Raw genomic sequence first — 18,899 nt, forward strand, 5'->3', positions numbered from 1 at the left:
GCCACTTTAAGACTTCGCGGCGCTACGCCTTCGTTGCACCCGGTCCGGCTTGCGCCAGGACCAGGCCTATCGCGATACAACCACGCTTACTCGACCGTCGGCGGGTTTTCGAACGTGTGAAACGGAGCCGGGCTCGGCACGGTCCATTCGAGGCCCGTCGCGCCATCCCACGGCTTGTCGCTCGCCTTCTCGAGTTCGCCACCGCCGCGGTAAGCCGGCAGGGCAACCGCAAACAGGAAGTACACCTGAGCGAGGCCGAAGCCGAACGCGCCGATGGTGATGACCTGGTTCCAGTCGGTGAACTGCGCCGGGTAGTCTGCGTAACGACGCGGCATGCCTGCGAGACCCACGAAGTGCATCGGCAGGAAGGCGAGGTTAAAGAAGATCATCGAGGCCCAGAAGTGGATCTTGCCGCGCGTCTCGTTGTACATCCAGCCGGTCCACTTCGGCGACCAGTAGTACCAGCCGGAGAAGAGCCCGAACAGCGAGCCCGCCACCAGCACGTAGTGGAAGTGCGCCACCACGAAGTAGGTGCCGTGATACTGGATGTCGAGCGGCGCCATGGCGAGCATCAGGCCCGTCAGACCGCCGAACGTGAACACGAACAGGAAGCCCACCGCGAACAGCATCGGCGTTTCGAAGGTCAGCGAACCGCGCCACATCGTGGCCACCCAGTTGAACACCTTCACGCCGGTCGGCACGGCAATCAGCATGGTGGCGTACATGAAGAACAGCTGGCCCGTCACCGGCATGCCGGTGGCGAACATGTGGTGCGCCCAGACCATGAACGACAGGATCGCGATCGACGACGTGGCGTACACCATCGAGCTATAGCCGAACAGCGGCTTGCGCGAGAACGCCGGAATCACCTGCGAGACGATCCCGAACGCCGGCAAGATCATGATGTAGACCTCGGGGTGCCCGAAGAACCAGAAGATGTGCTGGTACATCACCGGGTCGCCGCCGCCCGCTGCGTTGAAGAACGAGGTGCCGAAGTGGCGGTCGAACAGCAGCATGGTGATCGCACCGGCCAGAACCGGCATCACGGCAATCAGCAGGTAAGCGGTGATGAGCCACGTCCAGACGAACATCGGCATCTTCATCAGCGTCAGGCCCGGCGCGCGCATGTTCAGGATCGTCACGACGATGTTGATCCCGCCCATGATCGACGAGGCGCCCATCAAGTGGACCGCGAAAATCGCGAAGTCCATGCCCGGTCCCATCTGCGTGGAGAGCGGCGCGTACAGCGTCCAGCCCGCAGCGGTTGCCCCGCCCGGCGCGAAGAACGAACCCACCAGCAGCACCGCCGCCACCGGCAGCAGCCAGAAGCTGAAGTTGTTCATGCGGGCGAAGGCCATGTCCGACGCGCCGATCTGCAGCGGCACCATCCAGTTCGCGAAGCCGACGAAGGCCGGCATGATCGCACCGAACACCATGATCAGGCCGTGCATCGTGGTCAACTGGTTGAAGAACTCGGGGCGCATGATCTGCAGGCCCGGCTCGAACAGTTCGGCACGGATCAACAGCGCCATCACGCCCCCGGACAGGAACATGGTGAACGAGAAGATCAGGTACAGCGTACCGATATCCTTGTGGTTCGTGGCATACAGCCAGCGACGCCAGCCATGCGGCGTCCCATGCGCATGGGGGTCGCCATGGACGTGCTCGTGGCCCGCAACTACATCGTGTCCAACGCTAGACATGACAATCTCCTAAAGCTAATTCTGCGGTACTGACATGAACACGTCAGGCAGCCGGGCTGATCTGGACTCGCCGGGCTTCTTTGGCGTCGCTACCGCCGGTGACCGTTTCCGGTTTCTTCAAAATAATATGGTCTTCGGCAATGCCGGCCGCCTTCAGCGCATCGCGCACGGCTTCCGCGCGGCTCTTGGCCAGCTTCGCGTTGACCTCGGCCGAGCCGGTTGCATCAGTAAAACCCGACAGCGTGAACTTCGCATCGGGATGCGCCTTGGCGTAGTCCGCAGCCGCGTCGACCGCGGCCTTCGCGTCGTCCGGCAGCGTGCTCTTGCCGGTTTCGAAGTAGACGTTGGCCGGCAATGCGGCTTGCGGTTGCGACGCCGCGCTGTCCGAACCGCCGGCGGCCGGGGCCGCACCGCTGGCGGCGCCTGAGTCGGAGGGCGCGGCGGCGCCGCTCGCGCCTGCCGCTGCGTCCGCAAGGTGGTCGCCGCCTTCCGGCAGCTTGCCGTTGCGAGCGTCCGCCACCTGCTTCGGCTGGAGAATGTCGCCCGTGTGGTTGCCCCACGAGTTGCGCTCGAAGGTGATAACAGACGCGATTTCGACGTCGTTCAGGGTGGGCGCCCACGACGGCATCACGTTCTTGCCCTTCAGCACGATGCTCACGTGTTGCGCGATCGGGCCGTTGGCGATCTTGCTGCCGTCGAGCGCCGGGAACGCGCCTGCACCCTTGCCGGTGGGCTGGTGGCAGACCGCGCAGTTCGACGCGTAGACCTTGCCGCCGCGCTCCATCAACTCGGCCATGGTGTAGGTCTTGTTCGGATCGTCAGCGCCGGCGGCCATTTTCTTCTTCTGGTCGTCGACCCACTTTGCATAGTCGTCAGCCGAAAGCACTTCGACCACAACCGGCATGAAGGCGTGTTCCTTGCCGCACAGTTCGGTACAGAAGCCGCGGAAGGTGCCGGTCTTGTCGGCCTTGAACCACGTGTCGCGCACGAAGCCCGGAATCGCATCCTGCTTCACGCCGAAGGCCGGCACGTACCAGGAGTGGACCACGTCGTTAGCGGTGGTGATGATGCGGATCTTCTTGTCGACCGGCACCACGAGCGGGTTGTCGACTTCCTGCAGATACGTATCGGAGATGGGCTGCTGGCCGTCGGTTTCGGCGCGCGGCGTGCTGAGGGTGGACAGGAAGCTGATGCCTTCGCCCGGACCCTTCACGTAGTCATAGCCCCACTTCCACTGATAGCCGGTCACCTTGATGGTGAGATCGGAGTTCGTGGTGTCCTTCATCGCCACGACCGTTCTGGTGGCGGGGAGCGCCATCAGCACGACGATGATGAATGGGACGATCGTCCAGATAATTTCGACGGTGGTGCTTTCGTGGAAATGGGAGGCTTTGTGGCCTTTCGACTTGCGGTGAGCGAAGACCGAATAGAACATCACGCCGAACACGCCCACGAAGATCACCGTACAGAGGATCAACATGAAGGTGTGCAGGTGATAGAGCTCCTCAGCGATAGCGGTTGCAGGCGGCTGGAGGTTGATCTCGTTGACGGCGGGGCCGCCCGGACTGTCGCCTACTGCCAGCGCAGCGCCGGCAAAGAGCAGCCCGGTAAGCGCCAGCCCGCCCATGAGGGCTCGCTTGATTGTTTTCATAGCTTCCTTACCCAAATTTTCCATTCAAACCCTCGACCCCGCTGGAAGGCTGTCTCGCGCGCCCCCTGAACGGCGCGAGCCTCAAGGCGTCTTAACAACGCCTGAGCCACATGCGCAATTCGCCTGCAAATTGCGCGCGCCGATACTGCGCGAGGTGTTGCCCGATCATGATCGTCTGGCCACGCGAGACCAGTTTGATGTGGTCACGCGGCGTTGCGCCCGGCTCAATCTGCACCCAGCGTGGATTGAATTCGAACTGCGTGACTTGCTCCGCACTAACCCGTTCGATCACGAGCCGGTTCGGAAACAGCCTGATGCGTTCGTAGTCCACAGCATGACGCGCGTATATTGCAAAAGCGATACCGACCGCCAGCAACTCGATGCCAGTGAACGGCAACACCAGCCAGGCGCCGATCAGATCCAGCATGAAAGCGATTACCAGCGAGACCACCGCAAGCGACAGATAGAAGCATACAAACTGCTTAGGGGACACCGAACAGTTGCGTTTCATCGTCCAGTCCTTGAGGACCGGTTCCGACTCCGCCAGCAGATCAGATGACGCCATCGCTGTCTCCTGCGAGTTGCCTCTTAACCTTGCCTGTTACTCAGTTCGTGCCGCCCTGCCCTGCTGTCCAGCCCCTCGGGCCTGCCGCCGCGGAAGTGGGAACTCCGAGCGACAAACTGACGCATTATAGGCGCGTTCAATGGCATCCACAAGCAACGGCCTATCGGCCTGGAAGCCAGGCCTGACAAGCCTCTGCGCCATTTTGACGCGCCTCGGGAGGCACTTTTGCCCCCGTAATTTCAGGCATAACAGATGCCCTCTTTCCGCCTCAACGATTCTTCGACGGGCCGCGTCCAATGTCTTCGAGACGCACGATTCCGTGTCCTTCCGCGGTCATGCGCGGCACCGCTTTCCAGGCATGTCCGTAGATCACCTCGAAGGTCAAAGGAAGCGTGCCGTCGGCACGGCGGCGCGCTTCCAACGCCCCGAGCAGCGCCTTGTGCAGACGCCGTGCGGCCGGGTTGTCCGACTCGCGCTGGAACGGGTAAGCGCCCCAGCGGCGCACATCCGCAAGCAGGGACTGCGGCGACTTGTAGGTGATCGTGATCGTCTCCTGGTCCATCACCGGGATTTCAAAGCCGCTCTCCACCAGCATATCGCCCAGATCGTGCATGTCGACAAAATCGATCACATGCCTGGCGGACGGCACCCCGTGCGCGGCCTCCACTTCGGCATAAGCGCCGCGCAACTCCTTCAGTGTATCGGGACCGAGCGTGCTGAACATCAGTAGACCTCCTACCTTGAGCACGCGCTGCCACTCTGGAAACACCAGATCGGGCCGCGAGTGCCAGTGCAAGGCGAGGTTCGACCAGATGAATTCGAATGCGCCGGCCGCAAACGGCAAGGCCGAGAAATCGGCCTGGGCGAAGCGCGGACCGCGCGCGCCCAGCGCCTTGCCGATCGACGCCGGCAGAAAGCGCCGCCAGCTCGTGTCGCCGGCGTCGTGCCGCAGCGCGCGGCCGAGCATCGCCTGCGAAAGGTCGGTGCCGAACACGGGCGCCTGCGGAAAGCGCTCGCGCAGGCCCGGCAGGTCGTCGCCCGCGCCGCAACCCGCGTCGAGGACGCTGGCCGGGTTGACCTTGATGTAGTCGAGGCGCTCGCGCATGCGCTGGGCGATCTCGCGCGGCAGGAATGCAACCTCGTCGAAGGTCGCGGCGCGGCGGTCGAAAATCCGCTGAAGGCGCCGGGAATCATAGGCCGGACGGCTAGTTTTTGCGGGAGATGGGGACATGGGAGACACACGGACGAAGAGCTCGAAGTATACTCGCTCGCTCCCCTCCATTCAGCGCAGGAGGCCTTCGCGGGCGGCCCACCGATGCGATTTCCGGCATCTCGTTCTTCACCTTGCGGCCGGCTTGCAGAGTTTGCAACCCGGCTCGGTTCGTCATGGCCGCGCCTCGCTCACGCCGCCCTGCCGAACCTCTGCGCGTTATGCGGCAATTTGTCGCAGAGCACGCTGTGCAGGGGGTGCGACGAGGCTTATGCGAATGAAACGCGTCTGCGCTGCACAGTTTGCGCGGTGCCGTTATCCCGTTCGCGCCGTGATCTGCGCGCGGGCTATCGCTGTGCGGATTGCGTTGCTACGCCGCCGCCGTTCGAGGCCACGCTGGCCCTGGCCGACTACCGCGCGCCGCTCGACACACTCGCTGTGGGCCTGAAATTTCGCGCCCGGCTGATGCTGGCCGACGAGTTCGCGCAGCGGCTCGCCCGCCTCGCAGACGATATGCTCGACGCATCGCACTGGCCCGACGTGATCGCGCCCGTACCGCTGGCGGCGAAGCGCCTCGTCGAACGCGGTTACAACCAGGCATGGCAGATTGCGAAGCCGCTTGGCCGCGCGCTGCGAGTGCGCAGCGACGCCACGCTGCTCGCGCGGGTGATCGAGACGGCGCCGCAGTCGCGGCTCGATCTGGATGCGCGCCGCCAGAACGTCGGCCGGGCGTTCCGGGTCAACGCGCCGGTGCATGGCCTGCATGTGGCCGTCGTCGACGATGTGATGACCACCGGCGCCACCCTCGAAGCGCTCGCGCATGCGCTGAAGGCGGCCGGCGCCCGGCGCGTGACCAACTTCGTCGCCCTGCGCACGCCGAAAAACTAGTTTCCACTGGCTCATATCATGTTTAACGTCGTTCTCGTCGAACCCGAAATTCCGCCGAACACCGGCAACGTCATCCGCCTGTGCGCCAATACCGGCGCCAGCCTGCATCTGATCGAACCGCTCGGCTTCCCGCTCGACGATGCCAAGATGCGGCGCGCCGGGCTCGACTATCACGAGTACGCCCAGATGCATGTGCATGCCGATTGGGCGGCGTTCGTGGCCAGCGAATCGCCTGATCCGGCGCGCATGTTCGCGTTCACCACGCGCGGCTCCGGCGCATTCCACTCGCATGCGTTCCTGCCTGGCGACTGGTTCGTGTTCGGCGCGGAGACGCGCGGCCTGCCCGCTGGCGTGCTGGAACAGTTCGCCGCTGAACAGCGGGTGCGCCTGCCGATGCGCCCCGGCAACCGCAGCCTGAATCTGTCGAACACGGTCGCGGTGGTGGTGTTCGAGGCGTGGCGTCAAGCCGGCTTCGAAGGCGGCGCCTGACGGCGCCCGGCCAGCGCGGCGAGTTGAGTCTGATAGCGCGCGAACATCGCGTCGTCGAAGCAGGCGAACAGCACGCGCTCGATGGACGGCACGCGCGGCAATGTCTCTAGCACCGCGTCGAGCGCAATCCGTACCGCGTCATCCGCAGGAAAACGGTAGACGCCGCAACTGATGGCGGGAAACGCAATGCTCTTGCAGTGCGCCTCGCCCGCGAGTTCGAGCGAGCGCCGGTAGCACGACCCCAGCAGTTCGGCCTCGCCTCGGCCGCCGCCGTGCCAGACCGGACCCACTGCATGGATGACGTGTTTGGCCGGCAACTGATAGCCGGCGGTGATTTTTGCGTCGCCCGTGGCGCAGCCGCCGAGCGTCTCGCACTCGCGTAACAGCGCACGCCCCGCCGCGCGATGGATCGCACCGTCTACGCCCCCGCCGCCCAGCAGCGAGGTATTCGCCGCGTTGACGATCGCGTCGAAGGCCAGCGTCGTGATGTCGACGACGCGCGCCTCGAGCGAACAATGACCTGATGTGAGCATGGGGAACCTCGCCATCCGAAACGTCGATAAGACGTGGACAGCGAAGGGAAGGCAAGCGTTCAGCGGAGCAGACCGGCGCTCGAAACCGCGCCCGTCTCGCGCTGAACGAATGCCTTATTCGGCTTTGGCGTCGCGCCGCAACAGCGCGCTAACGGCATCGCGTGCAGCGACACCGTCGAACAGCACCGCGCAGACCGCCTGAGTGATCGGCATCTCGATCGAGTGAGCCCGTGCGATCGCCAGCACGGCTTGCGCACAACGCACGCCTTCTGCCACATGACCGAGGCCGCCGAGGATGTCGTCCAGGGTGCGTCCCGAAGCCAGTTGCAGACCCACGGTCCGATTGCGCGACAGGTCGCCGGTGGCCGTCAGAATCAGGTCGCCGAGGCCGGTGAGCCCGGTAAACGTTTCTGCCCGGCCGCCAAGCGTCACGCCAAGGCGCGACATTTCGGCAAGACCGCGCGTGATCAGCGCGGCGCGTGCATTAAGCCCAAGCCCGAGCCCGTCGGCAATGCCCGTGGCGATGGCCAGCACGTTCTTCACCGCACCGCCCACCTCCACGCCGACGAGGTCGTCGCCCGTATAGATGCGCATGGCGCCGTGATGAAACGCCGCCACGGTCCGCTCGCGGCAAGCCGCCGAGGCACTGGCGATAGTCAGCGCAACCGGCAAGCCCTGCCCCACTTCGCGTGCAAAACTGGGGCCCGACAGCACGCCATTGCTGGCGTGACCGGCCAGCTCGGCGGCGACCACCTGATGCGGCAGCAACTGCGTATCCGCTTCGAAGCCCTTGCAGAGCCAGACCACGTGAGCCGGCACCTTGCCGGCGTCGCGCATTGCCCGAAACAAGCCGCGCAGGCCCGCCACCGGCGTGGCGACGACGCATAGCGCGTCGTCCGCGAGTCCATGACTGAGCGCCGTGCCAAGATCCGCTTCGTAGCGAAGCCCGGCCGGCAAAGCAACGCCCGCCAGATAGCGGGCGTTTTCCTGCGCGGCTGCAAGCTCGGCGACCAGCGCCGGTTCACGCGCCCACAGCACCGTATCGTGCCGCACAGCCAGATGGCCCGCGAGAGCGGTGCCCCATGCACCAGCGCCGAGAACGGCGACTTTCATACCCGGCACTGCGCGCGACGCTTAGTGCGTGACGCCGTTCTGCGCCGCACCGTCTTGCGAGCCGAGCTGCGCGAGACGTTGCTCGTACAGGGCCTGGAAGTTGATTTCGGCGAGGTGGATCGGCGGGAAACCGGCGCGCGTGATCGCGTCGGCGATGTTCGAGCGCAGATACGGGAACAGGATCGTCGGGCACGCGATGCCGACCAGCGGGTCGATCTGCTCAGCCGGAATATTGCGGATGTCGAAAATCCCAGCCTGCTTGGCTTCGATCAGGAACGCCACCTTGTCCGACACCTTGGCCGTCACGGTACCGGTGACGAGGATTTCGAACACGGTGTCGGCGAGGCGCTCGGCCTTCACGTCGACTTCCACTTCGACCGACGGCATTTCCTGTTCAAGGAAGATGGCCGGCGAATTCGGCTGCTCGAGCGACATGTCCTTCAGGTAGATGCGCTGGATGTTGAAGAACGGCTGGTTATTCTCGTCGGACATGATTGGGTATTCCCTGAATATGGTCATTTCGGCGCGCCATGCTTCCATGACGTGCCGGATCGGTGCGATACGCGCCGCCCACCGCGGGCGTCGACGAACCGGCTTGTTTTGGTACTGTTTTGCTTGCTCGCGGCCGTCTGAGCAACCTCAGCGAACGTCGGGCCGCCGGCAAGGCAGCCGCGAGGCTGCCTCTTCAGCAGGCACGCTCAGGCTGCTTCGAGCAGCGGCATCAGGCCGCCCGCGCGATCAAGCGCGGAAAGGTCATCATAGCCGCCCACGTGCGTCTCGCCGATGAACACCTGAGGAACCGTGCGACGACCCGTGCGGCTCATCATTTCTTCACGCCGGGCCGGGTCTTTGTCGATCAGCACCTTTTCGACGTTCTCGACGCCGCGCGACTTTAAAAGACGTTCGGCCATCTGGCAATACGGACACACCTGGGTGCTGTACATGATTACCTTGTTCACTTCGCTGCTCCTTGTTTCACAACCGGCATGCCGGCTTGCTGCCAGGCGTTCAGGCCGCCTTCGAGCACATGGACTTCGGCATAGCCCGCGTCCTGCACGACGCGTACCGCCTTGTTCGACTGCTGGCCGGTCTGGCAGACCAGCAGCACCGGGTTGCTCTTGTTCTTCACGAGCTGACCGACCTTCGCCTGCAACTCGGCAAACTCAAGATGCCGGGCCGCGGGCAGATGACCGTTGGCGAACTCCGCCGACGGCCGCAGGTCGATGACTACAGCGTTGCGGCGGTTGATCAGCTGGGTGGCTGCGGCTGCGGTCAGGCCGCCGCGGCCCCGGCGGCTGATGGTCGGCCACAGGAGCAACCCACCGGAGATGAGGACGATCGCGATGAGTACAAGGTTTGTGTAATCGGTGAAGAACTTCACGGAAAATCCGCCGAAAAAGAGAGAAATCGGAATGAGGCAATCCTGCCATTATAAAATAACCGACTGACGCGATGGCGACGGCCCATTTGGCCGTGTCCGCCGCGCTTTACCGCTTCCTTACTACCGACCGGCCATCTTATGTACAAACTCGTTCTCATCCGCCACGGCGAATCGACGTGGAACAAGGAAAACCGCTTCACGGGCTGGGTCGACGTCGACCTGACCGAGCAGGGCAATCGTGAAGCGCAGCAGGCGGGCGTGCTGCTGAAGGAATCGGGCTACACGTTCGACATCGCCTACACGTCGGTCCTGAAGCGCGCCATCCGCACGCTGTGGCACGTGCAGGACCAGATGGACCTGATGTACCTGCCGGTGGTCCATTCGTGGCGCCTCAACGAACGCCACTACGGCGCGCTGTCGGGCCTGAACAAGGCGGAGACCGCCGCGAAGTTCGGCGACGAGCAGGTGCTGGTCTGGCGCCGCAGCTACGATACGCCGCCGCCCGCGCTCGACCCGTCGGACGAACGCACCGCCTACAACGACCCGCGCTACGCCAAGGTGCCGCGCGAGCAGTTGCCGCTCACCGAGTGCCTGAAGGATACCGTGGCGCGCGTGCTGCCCATGTGGAACGAGTCGATTGCGCCCGCCATCAAGTCCGGCCGCAAGGTGGTGATCGCCGCGCACGGCAACTCGATCCGCGCGCTGGTGAAGTACCTCGACAATATCTCGGACGACGACATCGTCGGCCTGAACATCCCGAACGGCGTGCCGCTCGTGTATGAACTGGACGAGAACCTGAAGCCCATCAAGCACTACTACCTGGGCGACCAGGAAGCCATCGCGAAGGCCCAGGCGGCCGTCGCGAAGCAAGGCAAGGCGGGCTAAGGCCGGCGTGCGGCGTATGGCGCAAGGGCCTGCGCCGCTCGTTTGAGCTCCTGAGCGGCCTGCGCGAAGGTGCTCTTTGGCCTTTGCACAAGCCTCGCAGGCCGCCCTGCTTGCCTTGGCATTGGCCACATAAAGCGCAATACAACACTGCAGGAAACACGCCGTGTGCTCCGGCCCAAAGCGGCCGGGGTGCGCAGCGCAAGGCTCGCTGCCGGGGCCGGACAGCATCCATTCACGCCGTTACCGCACATTTCTTCTCCACCCCAGCGCAAATCCCCAGAACCTGGCACGCCACGCGCTGTCGAACTGCGATTACTATGCTGTGCACTGCCTGAGCGGGTGTGCAGTTATACTTGTCCGTCCCCATCTCTTTGACGCTGCCACGCGCTTCCGACCGCAACAGACTCTATGCGAAAGAACCTGAAAAATATCGGCCTGATTGCCGCGGGCCTTGCTACCGGCGTTTTTGCAACATTGCAACTTTCCGCCTCGGCCCAGCAACCCGCCAGCAGCGCGGTCGCCCCGCTGCCGCTCGATCAGCTGCGACTCTTTGCCGAAGTTTTCGGACAGATCAAGCACGAATATGTCGAACCGGTCGACGACAAGAAGCTCCTCACGGCCGCTATCAAGGGCATGGTGTCGAGCCTCGACCCGCACTCGTCGTATCTCGACAAGACCGATTACGAAGAACTGCAGGAACAGACCAAGGGCCGCTTCGCGGGCCTCGGTATTGAGATCTCGTCGGAAGACGGCCTGATCAAGGTGATCTCGCCGATCGAAGACACGCCTGCGTTCCGCGCCGGCATCCGGCCGGGCGACCTGATCACGCGTATCAACGACAAGCCGGTGCGCGGCATGACGCTCGACCAGGCCGTGAAGCAAATGCGCGGCGACCCGGGCACCAAGGTCACGCTGACCATCTTCCGCAAGACCGACGACCGCACCTTCCCGCTCACGGTCACGCGCGCCATCATCAAGGTGCAGAGCGTGAAGATGAAGATTCTGGCGCCGGGTTATGCGTACATCCGCATCACCAGCTTCCAGGAACGCACCACGCCCGATCTGGCTGAAAAGCTCCAGGAAATCGCGCGTCAACAGCCGAACCTGAAGGGTCTCGTGCTCGACCTGCGTAACAACGGTGGCGGTCTGTTGCAGAGCGCGGTCGGTGTGGCGGGCGCCTTCCTGCCGCCGGATTCGGTGGTGGTGTCCACTAACGGTCAGATCCCGGATTCGAAGCAGGTCTATCGCGACACCTACGACAACTACCGTCTGCCGTCGTTCGACAGCGATCCGCTGAAGGACGAAGCGCCGATCTTCAAGACCGTGCCGATGATCGTGCTGACCAACGCCTACTCGGCGTCGGCGTCGGAAATCGTTGCCGGTGCGCTGCAGGATCAGCATCGTGCGCTGATCGTCGGCAAGACGACCTTCGGCAAGGGCTCGGTGCAAACGGTGCGTCCGATGACGGCCGACACCGCGCTGCGCCTGACCACGGCGTACTACTACACGCCGAGCGGCCGTTCGATCCAGAACAAGGGCATTCGCCCGGATGTCGCGGTGGATCAATACGCGGACGGCGATCCGGACGACGCACTCGTGACGCGCGAAGTGGATTATTCGAACCACCTGGCGAACACGCAGGATCCGAACGAGAAGAAAGAACAGGAACAGCGCGAGCAGGACCGCATGGACCAGTTGCGGGTGCTTGAAGAGCAGAACGACAAGAAGACGCCGGAACAACGCCAGAAGGACCGCGACCGTAAGCCGGTCGAGTTCGGCTCGGCCGACGACTTCATGCTGCAGCAAGGCCTGAACAAGCTGGAAGGCAAGCCGGTGCAGGAGTCGAAGTCGCTCTCCGAACGCCGTCTCGCGCAGAACAAGCCGGAGCAATCCGCTTCGGCCCCGGTGGCAGTCAAGCCGACCACGCCGGTTCCGGGCATGGGCGCATCGGCTGCAGAACCGGCGTCGGCGCCGGTGCCGGCTTCGCAAAGCAACTAAGCAGCACGCCTCACCTCAAGGACCTTCGCAGCACGCGCTGCGAAGGTCTTTTCCCAGCGCGATTAAAATAACCCGAACGAAAACTCGCGCAGCAGGCCATTCCTGACCTTGTCCCGTAGACGGTTGGCCGGTCTGCAGTTACCGCGCGACTCACCTCTGCGCCCCGCCATGAACGACGATCAACTGCTCCGCTATTCCCGCCATATCCTCGTCGACGAACTCGGCATCGAGGCTCAGCAGCGTTTTCTCGATGCGCATGCAATCGTCGTCGGCGCCGGCGGACTAGGCTCGCCGGCGGCGATGTATCTGGCCGCGGCTGGGGTCGGCAAGCTCACGCTGGTCGACGCCGACACGGTCGATCTCACCAACCTGCAGCGCCAGATCCTGCACGTGACGGCGTCGGTGGGTCGCAGCAAGGTCGAATCCGGTCGCGACGCGATCGCGCAACTCAATCCCGAGGTGGTGGTGGATGCGGTCGCGCAGCGCGTCGACGATGCCTGGCTCGACGCGGCTGTGCCGCAAGCGACCGTCGTGCTCGATTGCACGGATAACTTCGCGACACGGCACGCCATCAACCGCGCGTGCTTTGCGCACCGCGTGCCGCTTGTGTCAGGTGCGGCGCTGCGCTTTGACGGGCAGATCAGCACGTTCGACTTCCGCGACGCCACGTCGCCCTGCTACGCGTGCGTGTTTCCGGAAGATCAACCGTTCGAGGAAGTGGCCTGTTCGACCATGGGTGTGTTTGCGCCGACCGTGGGGATCATCGGCGCGATGCAGGCCGCCGAGGCACTGCGTGTGATTGCCGGCATCGGCACGCCGCTGGTGGGTCGCCTGATGATGCTCGACTCGCTGCGCATGGAGTGGAATACGATGCGCGTCGCGCGCCAGCCGGATTGCCCGGTGTGCGGCGCGGCGCATCGTAGTTAAGTTTCAAGCAAGAGGACGTTCCCTCGCGCGCACGCGGCGAGGGAGCCGCCACTCAAACCAGCGCCACCCGCTTCAAGGCCGCCTGCACCTCTTCGGGCTCGAACGACGCCAGCACATCCGCCACCGGCTTCTCCAGCGTCTTCACATGCGAGCGCAGGATCTCCTGCTTCACGACCAGCAACTGGCTCGGATGCATGGAAAACTCGGTGAGCCCCATGCCGAGCAACAGACGCGTCAGCGCCGGATCGCCCGCCATTTCACCGCACACCGACACAGGCACGCCCGCCCGCTTCGCCTCGCGCAGCGTGAAGGCGATCAGGTGCAGCACCGCCGGATGCAGCGGATCGTACAGATGCGCGACGGCGTTGTCGGCGCGGTCGATCGCCAGCGTGTACTGGATCAGATCGTTGGTGCCGATCGACAGGAAATCGAGCCGCTTCAAAAACAGCGGCAACGCAATCGCCGCCGCCGGGATCTCGATCATCGCGCCGACCTGCACGTTCGGCGCGTAGGCAAGGCCTGCGTCGTCGAGTTGCCGCTTGGCCTCGCGAATCAGGTCGAGCGTCTGATCGATCTCCTGCGCATGCGCGAGCATCGGAATCAGGATCTTCACGGTGCCGAACGCCGACGCGCGCAGGATGGCGCGCAACTGCGTCAGGAACATCTGCGGCTCGGACAGGCTCCAGCGGATCGCCCGCAAGCCCAGCGCGGGATTCGCCGCGGTCTCGTAGCCGTCGCCGCTGTTCATCGAATCGAGCGGCTTGTCCGCGCCCACGTCGATGGTGCGGATCGTCACCGGCAGCCCGTTCATCAGCTCCACGGCCCGCTTGTAGGCTTCGAACTGCTCCTCTTCCGCCGGCAGCTTATCCTTGTGATTCATGAACAGGAATTCCGTGCGGAACAGGCCAATGCCGGTCGCGCCCGCATCCACCGCCGCCTTGGCGTCGTCGGGCAATTCGATGTTCGCGCACAGCTCGATACGCGTGCCGCACAGCGTCTGCGTAGGCGAGAATTTCAGGCGCTGCAGCTTGCGCTGCTCGAGCGCCTTCTCGCTTTGCCGGTACGAATACTCCTCGAGCACGATCGGCGCCGGATCGACGATCACAATGCCGTGGTCGCCGTCGACGATGATCAGATCGTCCTGGCGGATCAACGCGCTCGCGTGCTGCACGCCGACCGCTGCCGGAATGCCGAGGCTGCGCGCGACGATCGCCGTATGCGAGGTGCGTCCCCCCAGATCCGTGACGAAGCCCTGGAAGGTCTGCGTCTTGAACTGCATCATGTCGGCGGGCGCGATGTCGTGCGCGACCACGATCATTTCGTCGCAGGTGCCGTGCACGCTCTCTACAAGGCTCGCCGCCGACGCGCCGGCCAGCGCCTTCAGCACGCGTTCGACCACCTGCTGGATATCGGCTTTGCGCTCGCGCAGATATTCGTCTTCGATGTCGTCGAAGTGGCGCGACAGGCGCTCCAGTTGCTCGGTGAGCGCCCACTCGACGTTATAGCGGCGCGTGCGGATCAGGTCGATGGTTTCCTGGACGAGCATCGCATCGTTCAGGATCATTGAATGAACGTTGATGAACGCGCCCATCTCGCTCGGCGCGTCGGCCGCGAGATCTTCGCGCAATGCGTCGAGCTCCTGATGTACGAGTTGCTGGGCCGAGCGGAAACGCTCGACCTCACCCTCGATCTGGGCAGGTTCGATCAAATAGTGGTCGACGTCGAGTGCAGCCGGGGCGATCAGATAGGCCCGCCCGATGGCAATACCGCGTGACACGGGAATTCCATGCAGCGTGAAGGACACGCGCACCTCCTCTAGTTGTGTGATGCCGCGGTAGACCGCTGCAATGCTCTCAGACCTTGCAAGTCATTATAAATTCCGCAGCCGCTCAGCGCCCGCTTCGACAGTGTGCGCCGCAACACAAATGATTCTGACTGGTTAAAAAAAACGCCGCGGTAGACCGCGGCGTGATGACCCAGACAAACCGGTGTGTGCGGCGCTTTTACTGACCCTCGCCGAATTTATCGGCGATGAGTTTCAGTAGTGAGTCCATCGCTTCCTTTTCGTCGGAGCCTTCGGTCTCGATCAGCACTGTGCTGCCGATACCCGCGGCCAGCATCATCACACCCATGATGCTTTTCGCGTTGATGCGCCGCCCATTGCGGCTCATCCAGATTTCCGCCTGGAAGTTACCCGCGAGTTGCGTCAGTTTGGCCGACGCGCGCGCGTGCAGCCCCAGCTTGTTCACGATAGTCGTTTCCTGTTGCAGCATGTGATGGTCCGAAGCGCGGGTAATGATGTTATGAAAGATGAAACTGAAACCGTATTGAAACCGGATCGAAGACTGATCGAAGCCCTGGCGAAACCGTGGGACACCGTTAAAGGCTCGTCGAGCCCTGCTTGTGGGTGAGATCGGTCTCGGGCGGCATGGCCGGCACGCAATCGCCCATCACTGGCGCGCACGCCGGCGGGGACGAACCCGGAACAATCGCCTGCACACCCTTCGTCGCCCCGGACAGCGCCTTGTCGACGAGCGTGTCGAGCGGCGTGGCGCGGTAGCAGACCGCACGCAGCAGCATCGGCAGATTCACGCCCGCCAGCACACGCACCTGAGGTAGCGTTGCGAGCCGCGCGGCGATGTTCGAGGGCGTCGCGCCAAACATGTCGGTCAGTACGAGTGCGCCGTTCTCTTCCTTGAGCCGCTCGATCTCGGAGTACGCGAATGCGACGACCTCAGCGGGATCGCAATCCGGCGACACGTCGATAACGCCGATACGGGCCGGTAAGCCACCGTAGACGTGCGCGATACAGTCCCTGAGCGCCGTGGCGAGAGGGGCGTGTGCAATGATCAGAATGCCTGCCATGTCAGCCTTGCTGCAAAAAAACGGCCCTGAACCGTGGCCCGGTATGCACCGGGCCGTCATCCCCTCGACCGGCCGATGGTCATGAGGGTCGGATCGGCGTTTCTCGACGCCCGCGCGCCCGGCCTGTTGAGGCCGGCAACGCGTGCGTGCTTCATGCCTGCTTCATCTCTGCGGCTACGCCCCGCACGCCTGCTGGCGATGCTAACCCAAGCGCGGCACCGCTGAAGAGCGGGCATTGTAACAGGCCCATTTTCGCGCTTCCGCCACTTGTTCGCTCAACGTCGTCACTGCTCACTATCCAGCCGCATGCTCCAGCGCGTCGATGAACATCGCGGCAACGTCGAAGCCGGTCTGATCCATGATTTCGCGGAAGCACGTCGGGCTCGTCACGTTCACCTCAGTCAGGTAGTTGCCGATCGCATCGAGGCCCACCAGCAGCAGGCCGCGCGCCGCCAGCACAGGCCCAAGCGTCCCGGCAATCTTGCGATCGTGCTCGGTGAGCGGCTGCGCCACGCCCAGACCGCCCGCCGCCAGGTTGCCGCGCACCTCATTGCCCTGCGGAATGCGCGCGAGCGCGAACGGCACCGGCTGGCCGCCGATCAGCAGGATGCGCTTGTCGCCGTCCTTGATCTCGGGGATGAACTTCTGCGCCATCACCGAACGCGCGCCGTCGTGGCTCAGCATTTCGATGATCGACCCGAGATTCATGCCGTCGGCCTTGACGCGAAACACCCCCATGCCGCCCATGCCGTCGAGCGGCTTCAGGATCACGTCGCCATGCTCGGCGTGAAACGCGCGCAGCCGTGCGGCGTCGCGTGTCACCAGCGTGGGCGCCACGAACTCCGGAAACTCGCCGATCGCAAGCTTTTCCGAGTGATCGCGAATGGCCTGCGGTTTATTGAAGATGCGGGCGCCGCCGCGTTCTGCAAGCTCGAGCAGCCATGTCGACGTCACGTATTCCATGTCGAACGGCGGGTCTTTGCGCATCACCACCGCGCTGAAGCTTTTCAGCGAGCGCGGCGCAGCGGCATCGGCCGCGTACCAGGTCTCGCGATGGCCGTCCGACTGATCGCCGACAATCGCAAAGCGCTGCACGTTCGCCTCGACATCCGCCCCCGTCCACGCCAGGTGTTTCGGCTCGCAGGTGTAGAGCGTGTGACCGCGCCGGGCGGCCTCGGCCATCATCGCGTAGGTCGAATCCTTGTAGATCTTGAAGTGATCCAGCGGATCGGCGATAAACAGAATGTCCATGGGGGTCCTGGTGCGCCCTGATGGGCTTGGCATAGTGCGTTAAACAAGAGCGGCGTGCTGCTCCGCGCCGCCCGTCGGTCAGGCGCAGCTCTGCTGCGCCGCGGTGAAACGCGAGGTCTGGATTCAGACCTGGATGGCTTCCGGATCGGTCTTTTCGAGTTCGACCGACGCGGCCAGCAGTCCGAGGCGCGCCACCACGCCATACATATAGAAACGGTTCGGCGGCGCGGCGCCCGGCTTCGCATGCGCGTCCGGCAACGCCGTGTGCTCGAAGCCGAGCGGCACGAAATGCATGCCCGGCGCATTCAGATTCTGGTCGCGCTCGCGGCTGCCATGGACGCGATAGAAACCGCCCACCACGTAGCGGTCGATCATGTACACGACCGGCTCCGCCACTTCCTCGCCGATGCGCTCGAAAGTGTAAACGCCTTCCTGGACGATCACGTCATGCACCTCGAGGCCGTCCTTGGTGGCGGCCATCTTCGCGCGTTCGCGCTTGGTGAGCGCCGCGACTTCGGAAGCGTCGTGCACGGTCATCACGCCCATGCCATAAGTGCCCGCATCCGACTTGATGACCACATACGGCTTCTCGGAGATGCCGTACTCGCGATACTTCTTGGCAATCTTCTTCAGCACGCCGTCGATCGCATCGGCGAGCGCCTGTTCGCCGGTACGCTCCTGGAAATCCACGCCTTCGACATGCGCGAAGTACGGATTGATCATCCACGGATCGATCTCAACCATCTTCGCAAACTTCTTCGCGACGTCGTCATAACAGGAGAAGTGGGTCGATTTGCGCCGTACCGCCCACGCGGCATGCAACGGCGGCAGCAGGTATTGCTCGTGCAGATTTTCGAGGATCGGCGGAATGCCGCCGGAAAGATCATTGTTCAGCAGAATCGAACACGGGTCGAAGTTCTTCAGTCCGAGCCGGCGCGGTGTGCGTTCAAGCGGCTCGAGGACGATCTTCTGACCGTCCGACAGTGCAATGGTGACCGGCCCGACGATGCTTTCGTCGAGCGTGCCGAAACGTACGTTCAGCCCCGCCTGGCGCATGATGGTGGCCAGCCGCGCGACATTCTCCAGATAAAACGCGTTGCGTGTGTGACGCTCCGGAATAACCAGCAGGTTCTTCGCGTCCGGGCAGATTTTTTCGATCGAGGCCATCGCCGCCTGCACGGCAAGCGGCAGCACTTCCTGCGGCAGGTTGTTGAACGCGCCGGGGAACAGATTGGTGTCGACCGGCGCGAGCTTGAAGCCCGCGTTACGCAGATCGACAGAGCAATAGAACGGCGGCGTGTGTTCCTGCCATTCAAGACGGAACCAGCGTTCGATGGCGGGTGTGGCGTCGAGGATCTTCCGCTCGAGATCGAGCAGCGGGCCGTTTAACGCCGTAACTAGGTGCGGAACCATTGATCACTCGCAGACTGGAGAAAAAAG

The 18,899-nt window shown here is 63.7% G+C and carries 19 protein-coding genes; 5 read left to right on the forward strand and 14 right to left on the reverse strand.

Features of this window, described 5'->3' with window-relative positions; genetic code table 11:
- Positions 1 to 86 precede the first annotated feature (86 nt).
- From ctaD to BUS12_RS29565, 4 genes are all read right to left on the reverse strand, one after another.
- Positions 87 to 1,703 (reverse strand): cytochrome c oxidase subunit I, encoded by a 1,617-nt coding sequence (gene ctaD, locus BUS12_RS29550; RefSeq protein ID WP_074300897.1) that lies wholly within the window; start codon positions 1,701 to 1,703, stop codon positions 87 to 89.
- A 43-nt stretch (positions 1,704 to 1,746) separates the two neighbouring features.
- Complete coding sequence (gene coxB / locus BUS12_RS29555) at positions 1,747 to 3,378, reverse strand: cytochrome c oxidase subunit II (RefSeq protein ID WP_074300898.1); 1,632 nt, start codon at positions 3,376 to 3,378, stop codon at positions 1,747 to 1,749.
- Between the two features lie 67 nt (positions 3,379 to 3,445).
- Positions 3,446 to 3,919, reverse strand: a complete 474-nt coding sequence (locus BUS12_RS29560) for a DUF2244 domain-containing protein (RefSeq protein WP_074300899.1) — start codon at positions 3,917 to 3,919, stop codon at positions 3,446 to 3,448.
- Between the two features lie 268 nt (positions 3,920 to 4,187).
- The gene (locus BUS12_RS29565; RefSeq protein WP_074300900.1) at positions 4,188 to 5,150 is read right to left on the reverse strand and encodes a methyltransferase domain-containing protein; all 963 of its coding nucleotides are present in this window, start codon (positions 5,148 to 5,150) and stop codon (positions 4,188 to 4,190) included.
- A gap of 84 nt (positions 5,151 to 5,234) precedes the next feature.
- On the opposite strand from BUS12_RS29565, the gene BUS12_RS29570 reads away from it, so the two are divergent.
- Positions 5,235 to 6,017 (forward strand): ComF family protein, encoded by a 783-nt coding sequence (locus BUS12_RS29570; protein WP_074300901.1) that lies wholly within the window; start codon positions 5,235 to 5,237, stop codon positions 6,015 to 6,017.
- 18 nt (positions 6,018 to 6,035) lie between these two features.
- A complete protein-coding gene (trmL, locus tag BUS12_RS29575; protein ID WP_074300902.1) occupies positions 6,036 to 6,506 on the forward strand; it encodes a tRNA (uridine(34)/cytosine(34)/5-carboxymethylaminomethyluridine(34)-2'-O)-methyltransferase TrmL in 471 nt (156 codons plus the stop codon).
- Here trmL and BUS12_RS29580 read toward each other — a convergent pair.
- From BUS12_RS29580 to BUS12_RS29600, 5 genes are all read right to left on the reverse strand, one after another.
- Positions 6,479 to 7,039: an O-acetyl-ADP-ribose deacetylase gene (locus BUS12_RS29580; RefSeq protein WP_074300903.1), complete on the reverse strand. Its 561-nt coding sequence runs from the start codon at positions 7,037 to 7,039 to the stop codon at positions 6,479 to 6,481. The genes trmL and BUS12_RS29580 overlap by 28 nt on opposite strands.
- Positions 7,040 to 7,153: 114 nt before the next feature.
- The gene (locus BUS12_RS29585) at positions 7,154 to 8,152 is read right to left on the reverse strand and encodes an NAD(P)H-dependent glycerol-3-phosphate dehydrogenase (protein ID WP_074300904.1); all 999 of its coding nucleotides are present in this window, start codon (positions 8,150 to 8,152) and stop codon (positions 7,154 to 7,156) included.
- Positions 8,153 to 8,173: 21 nt separating this feature from the next.
- Positions 8,174 to 8,644 carry a protein-export chaperone SecB gene (gene secB / locus BUS12_RS29590; RefSeq protein ID WP_074300905.1) on the reverse strand — a complete coding sequence of 157 codons (471 nt, stop codon included), beginning with the start codon at positions 8,642 to 8,644 and terminating at the stop codon, positions 8,174 to 8,176.
- Between the two features lie 206 nt (positions 8,645 to 8,850).
- The gene (grxC, locus tag BUS12_RS29595) at positions 8,851 to 9,111 is read right to left on the reverse strand and encodes a glutaredoxin 3 (RefSeq protein ID WP_074300906.1); all 261 of its coding nucleotides are present in this window, start codon (positions 9,109 to 9,111) and stop codon (positions 8,851 to 8,853) included.
- Complete coding sequence (locus BUS12_RS29600) at positions 9,108 to 9,533, reverse strand: rhodanese-like domain-containing protein (RefSeq protein WP_074300907.1); 426 nt, start codon at positions 9,531 to 9,533, stop codon at positions 9,108 to 9,110. Before BUS12_RS29600 ends, grxC begins: the two co-directional genes overlap by 4 nt.
- A gap of 138 nt (positions 9,534 to 9,671) precedes the next feature.
- On the opposite strand from BUS12_RS29600, the gene gpmA reads away from it, so the two are divergent.
- From gpmA to BUS12_RS29615, 3 genes are all read left to right on the forward strand, one after another.
- Entirely contained in the window at positions 9,672 to 10,418 is a 747-nt protein-coding gene (gene gpmA, locus BUS12_RS29605; RefSeq protein WP_074300908.1) for a 2,3-diphosphoglycerate-dependent phosphoglycerate mutase, read from the forward strand.
- Between the two features lie 408 nt (positions 10,419 to 10,826).
- Positions 10,827 to 12,416 (forward strand): S41 family peptidase, encoded by a 1,590-nt coding sequence (locus BUS12_RS29610; RefSeq protein WP_074300909.1) that lies wholly within the window; start codon positions 10,827 to 10,829, stop codon positions 12,414 to 12,416.
- 168 nt (positions 12,417 to 12,584) lie between these two features.
- Positions 12,585 to 13,343: a HesA/MoeB/ThiF family protein gene (locus tag BUS12_RS29615; RefSeq protein ID WP_074300910.1), complete on the forward strand. Its 759-nt coding sequence runs from the start codon at positions 12,585 to 12,587 to the stop codon at positions 13,341 to 13,343.
- Between the two features lie 52 nt (positions 13,344 to 13,395).
- On the opposite strand, the gene ptsP is transcribed toward BUS12_RS29615, so the two are convergent.
- The 5 genes from ptsP to gshA form a co-directional block, all read right to left on the reverse strand.
- Positions 13,396 to 15,147 carry a phosphoenolpyruvate--protein phosphotransferase gene (gene ptsP, locus BUS12_RS29620; protein WP_074301777.1) on the reverse strand — a complete coding sequence of 584 codons (1,752 nt, stop codon included), beginning with the start codon at positions 15,145 to 15,147 and terminating at the stop codon, positions 13,396 to 13,398.
- Between the two features lie 199 nt (positions 15,148 to 15,346).
- Positions 15,347 to 15,616, reverse strand: coding sequence for an HPr family phosphocarrier protein (locus tag BUS12_RS29625; RefSeq protein ID WP_074300911.1), 270 nt, complete (start codon positions 15,614 to 15,616; stop codon positions 15,347 to 15,349).
- A 106-nt stretch (positions 15,617 to 15,722) separates the two neighbouring features.
- A complete protein-coding gene (locus BUS12_RS29630; protein WP_074300912.1) occupies positions 15,723 to 16,208 on the reverse strand; it encodes a PTS sugar transporter subunit IIA in 486 nt (161 codons plus the stop codon).
- Positions 16,209 to 16,502: 294 nt separating this feature from the next.
- Positions 16,503 to 17,459 carry a glutathione synthase gene (gshB, locus tag BUS12_RS29635; RefSeq protein ID WP_074300913.1) on the reverse strand — a complete coding sequence of 319 codons (957 nt, stop codon included), beginning with the start codon at positions 17,457 to 17,459 and terminating at the stop codon, positions 16,503 to 16,505.
- 123 nt (positions 17,460 to 17,582) lie between these two features.
- Positions 17,583 to 18,872: a glutamate--cysteine ligase gene (gene gshA, locus BUS12_RS29640; protein WP_074300914.1), complete on the reverse strand. Its 1,290-nt coding sequence runs from the start codon at positions 18,870 to 18,872 to the stop codon at positions 17,583 to 17,585.
- Positions 18,873 to 18,899: the final 27 nt, after the last annotated feature.

The sequence above is a fragment of the Paraburkholderia phenazinium genome, from assembly GCF_900142845.1.
Taxonomy (GTDB): Bacteria; Pseudomonadota; Gammaproteobacteria; order Burkholderiales; family Burkholderiaceae; genus Paraburkholderia; species Paraburkholderia phenazinium_A.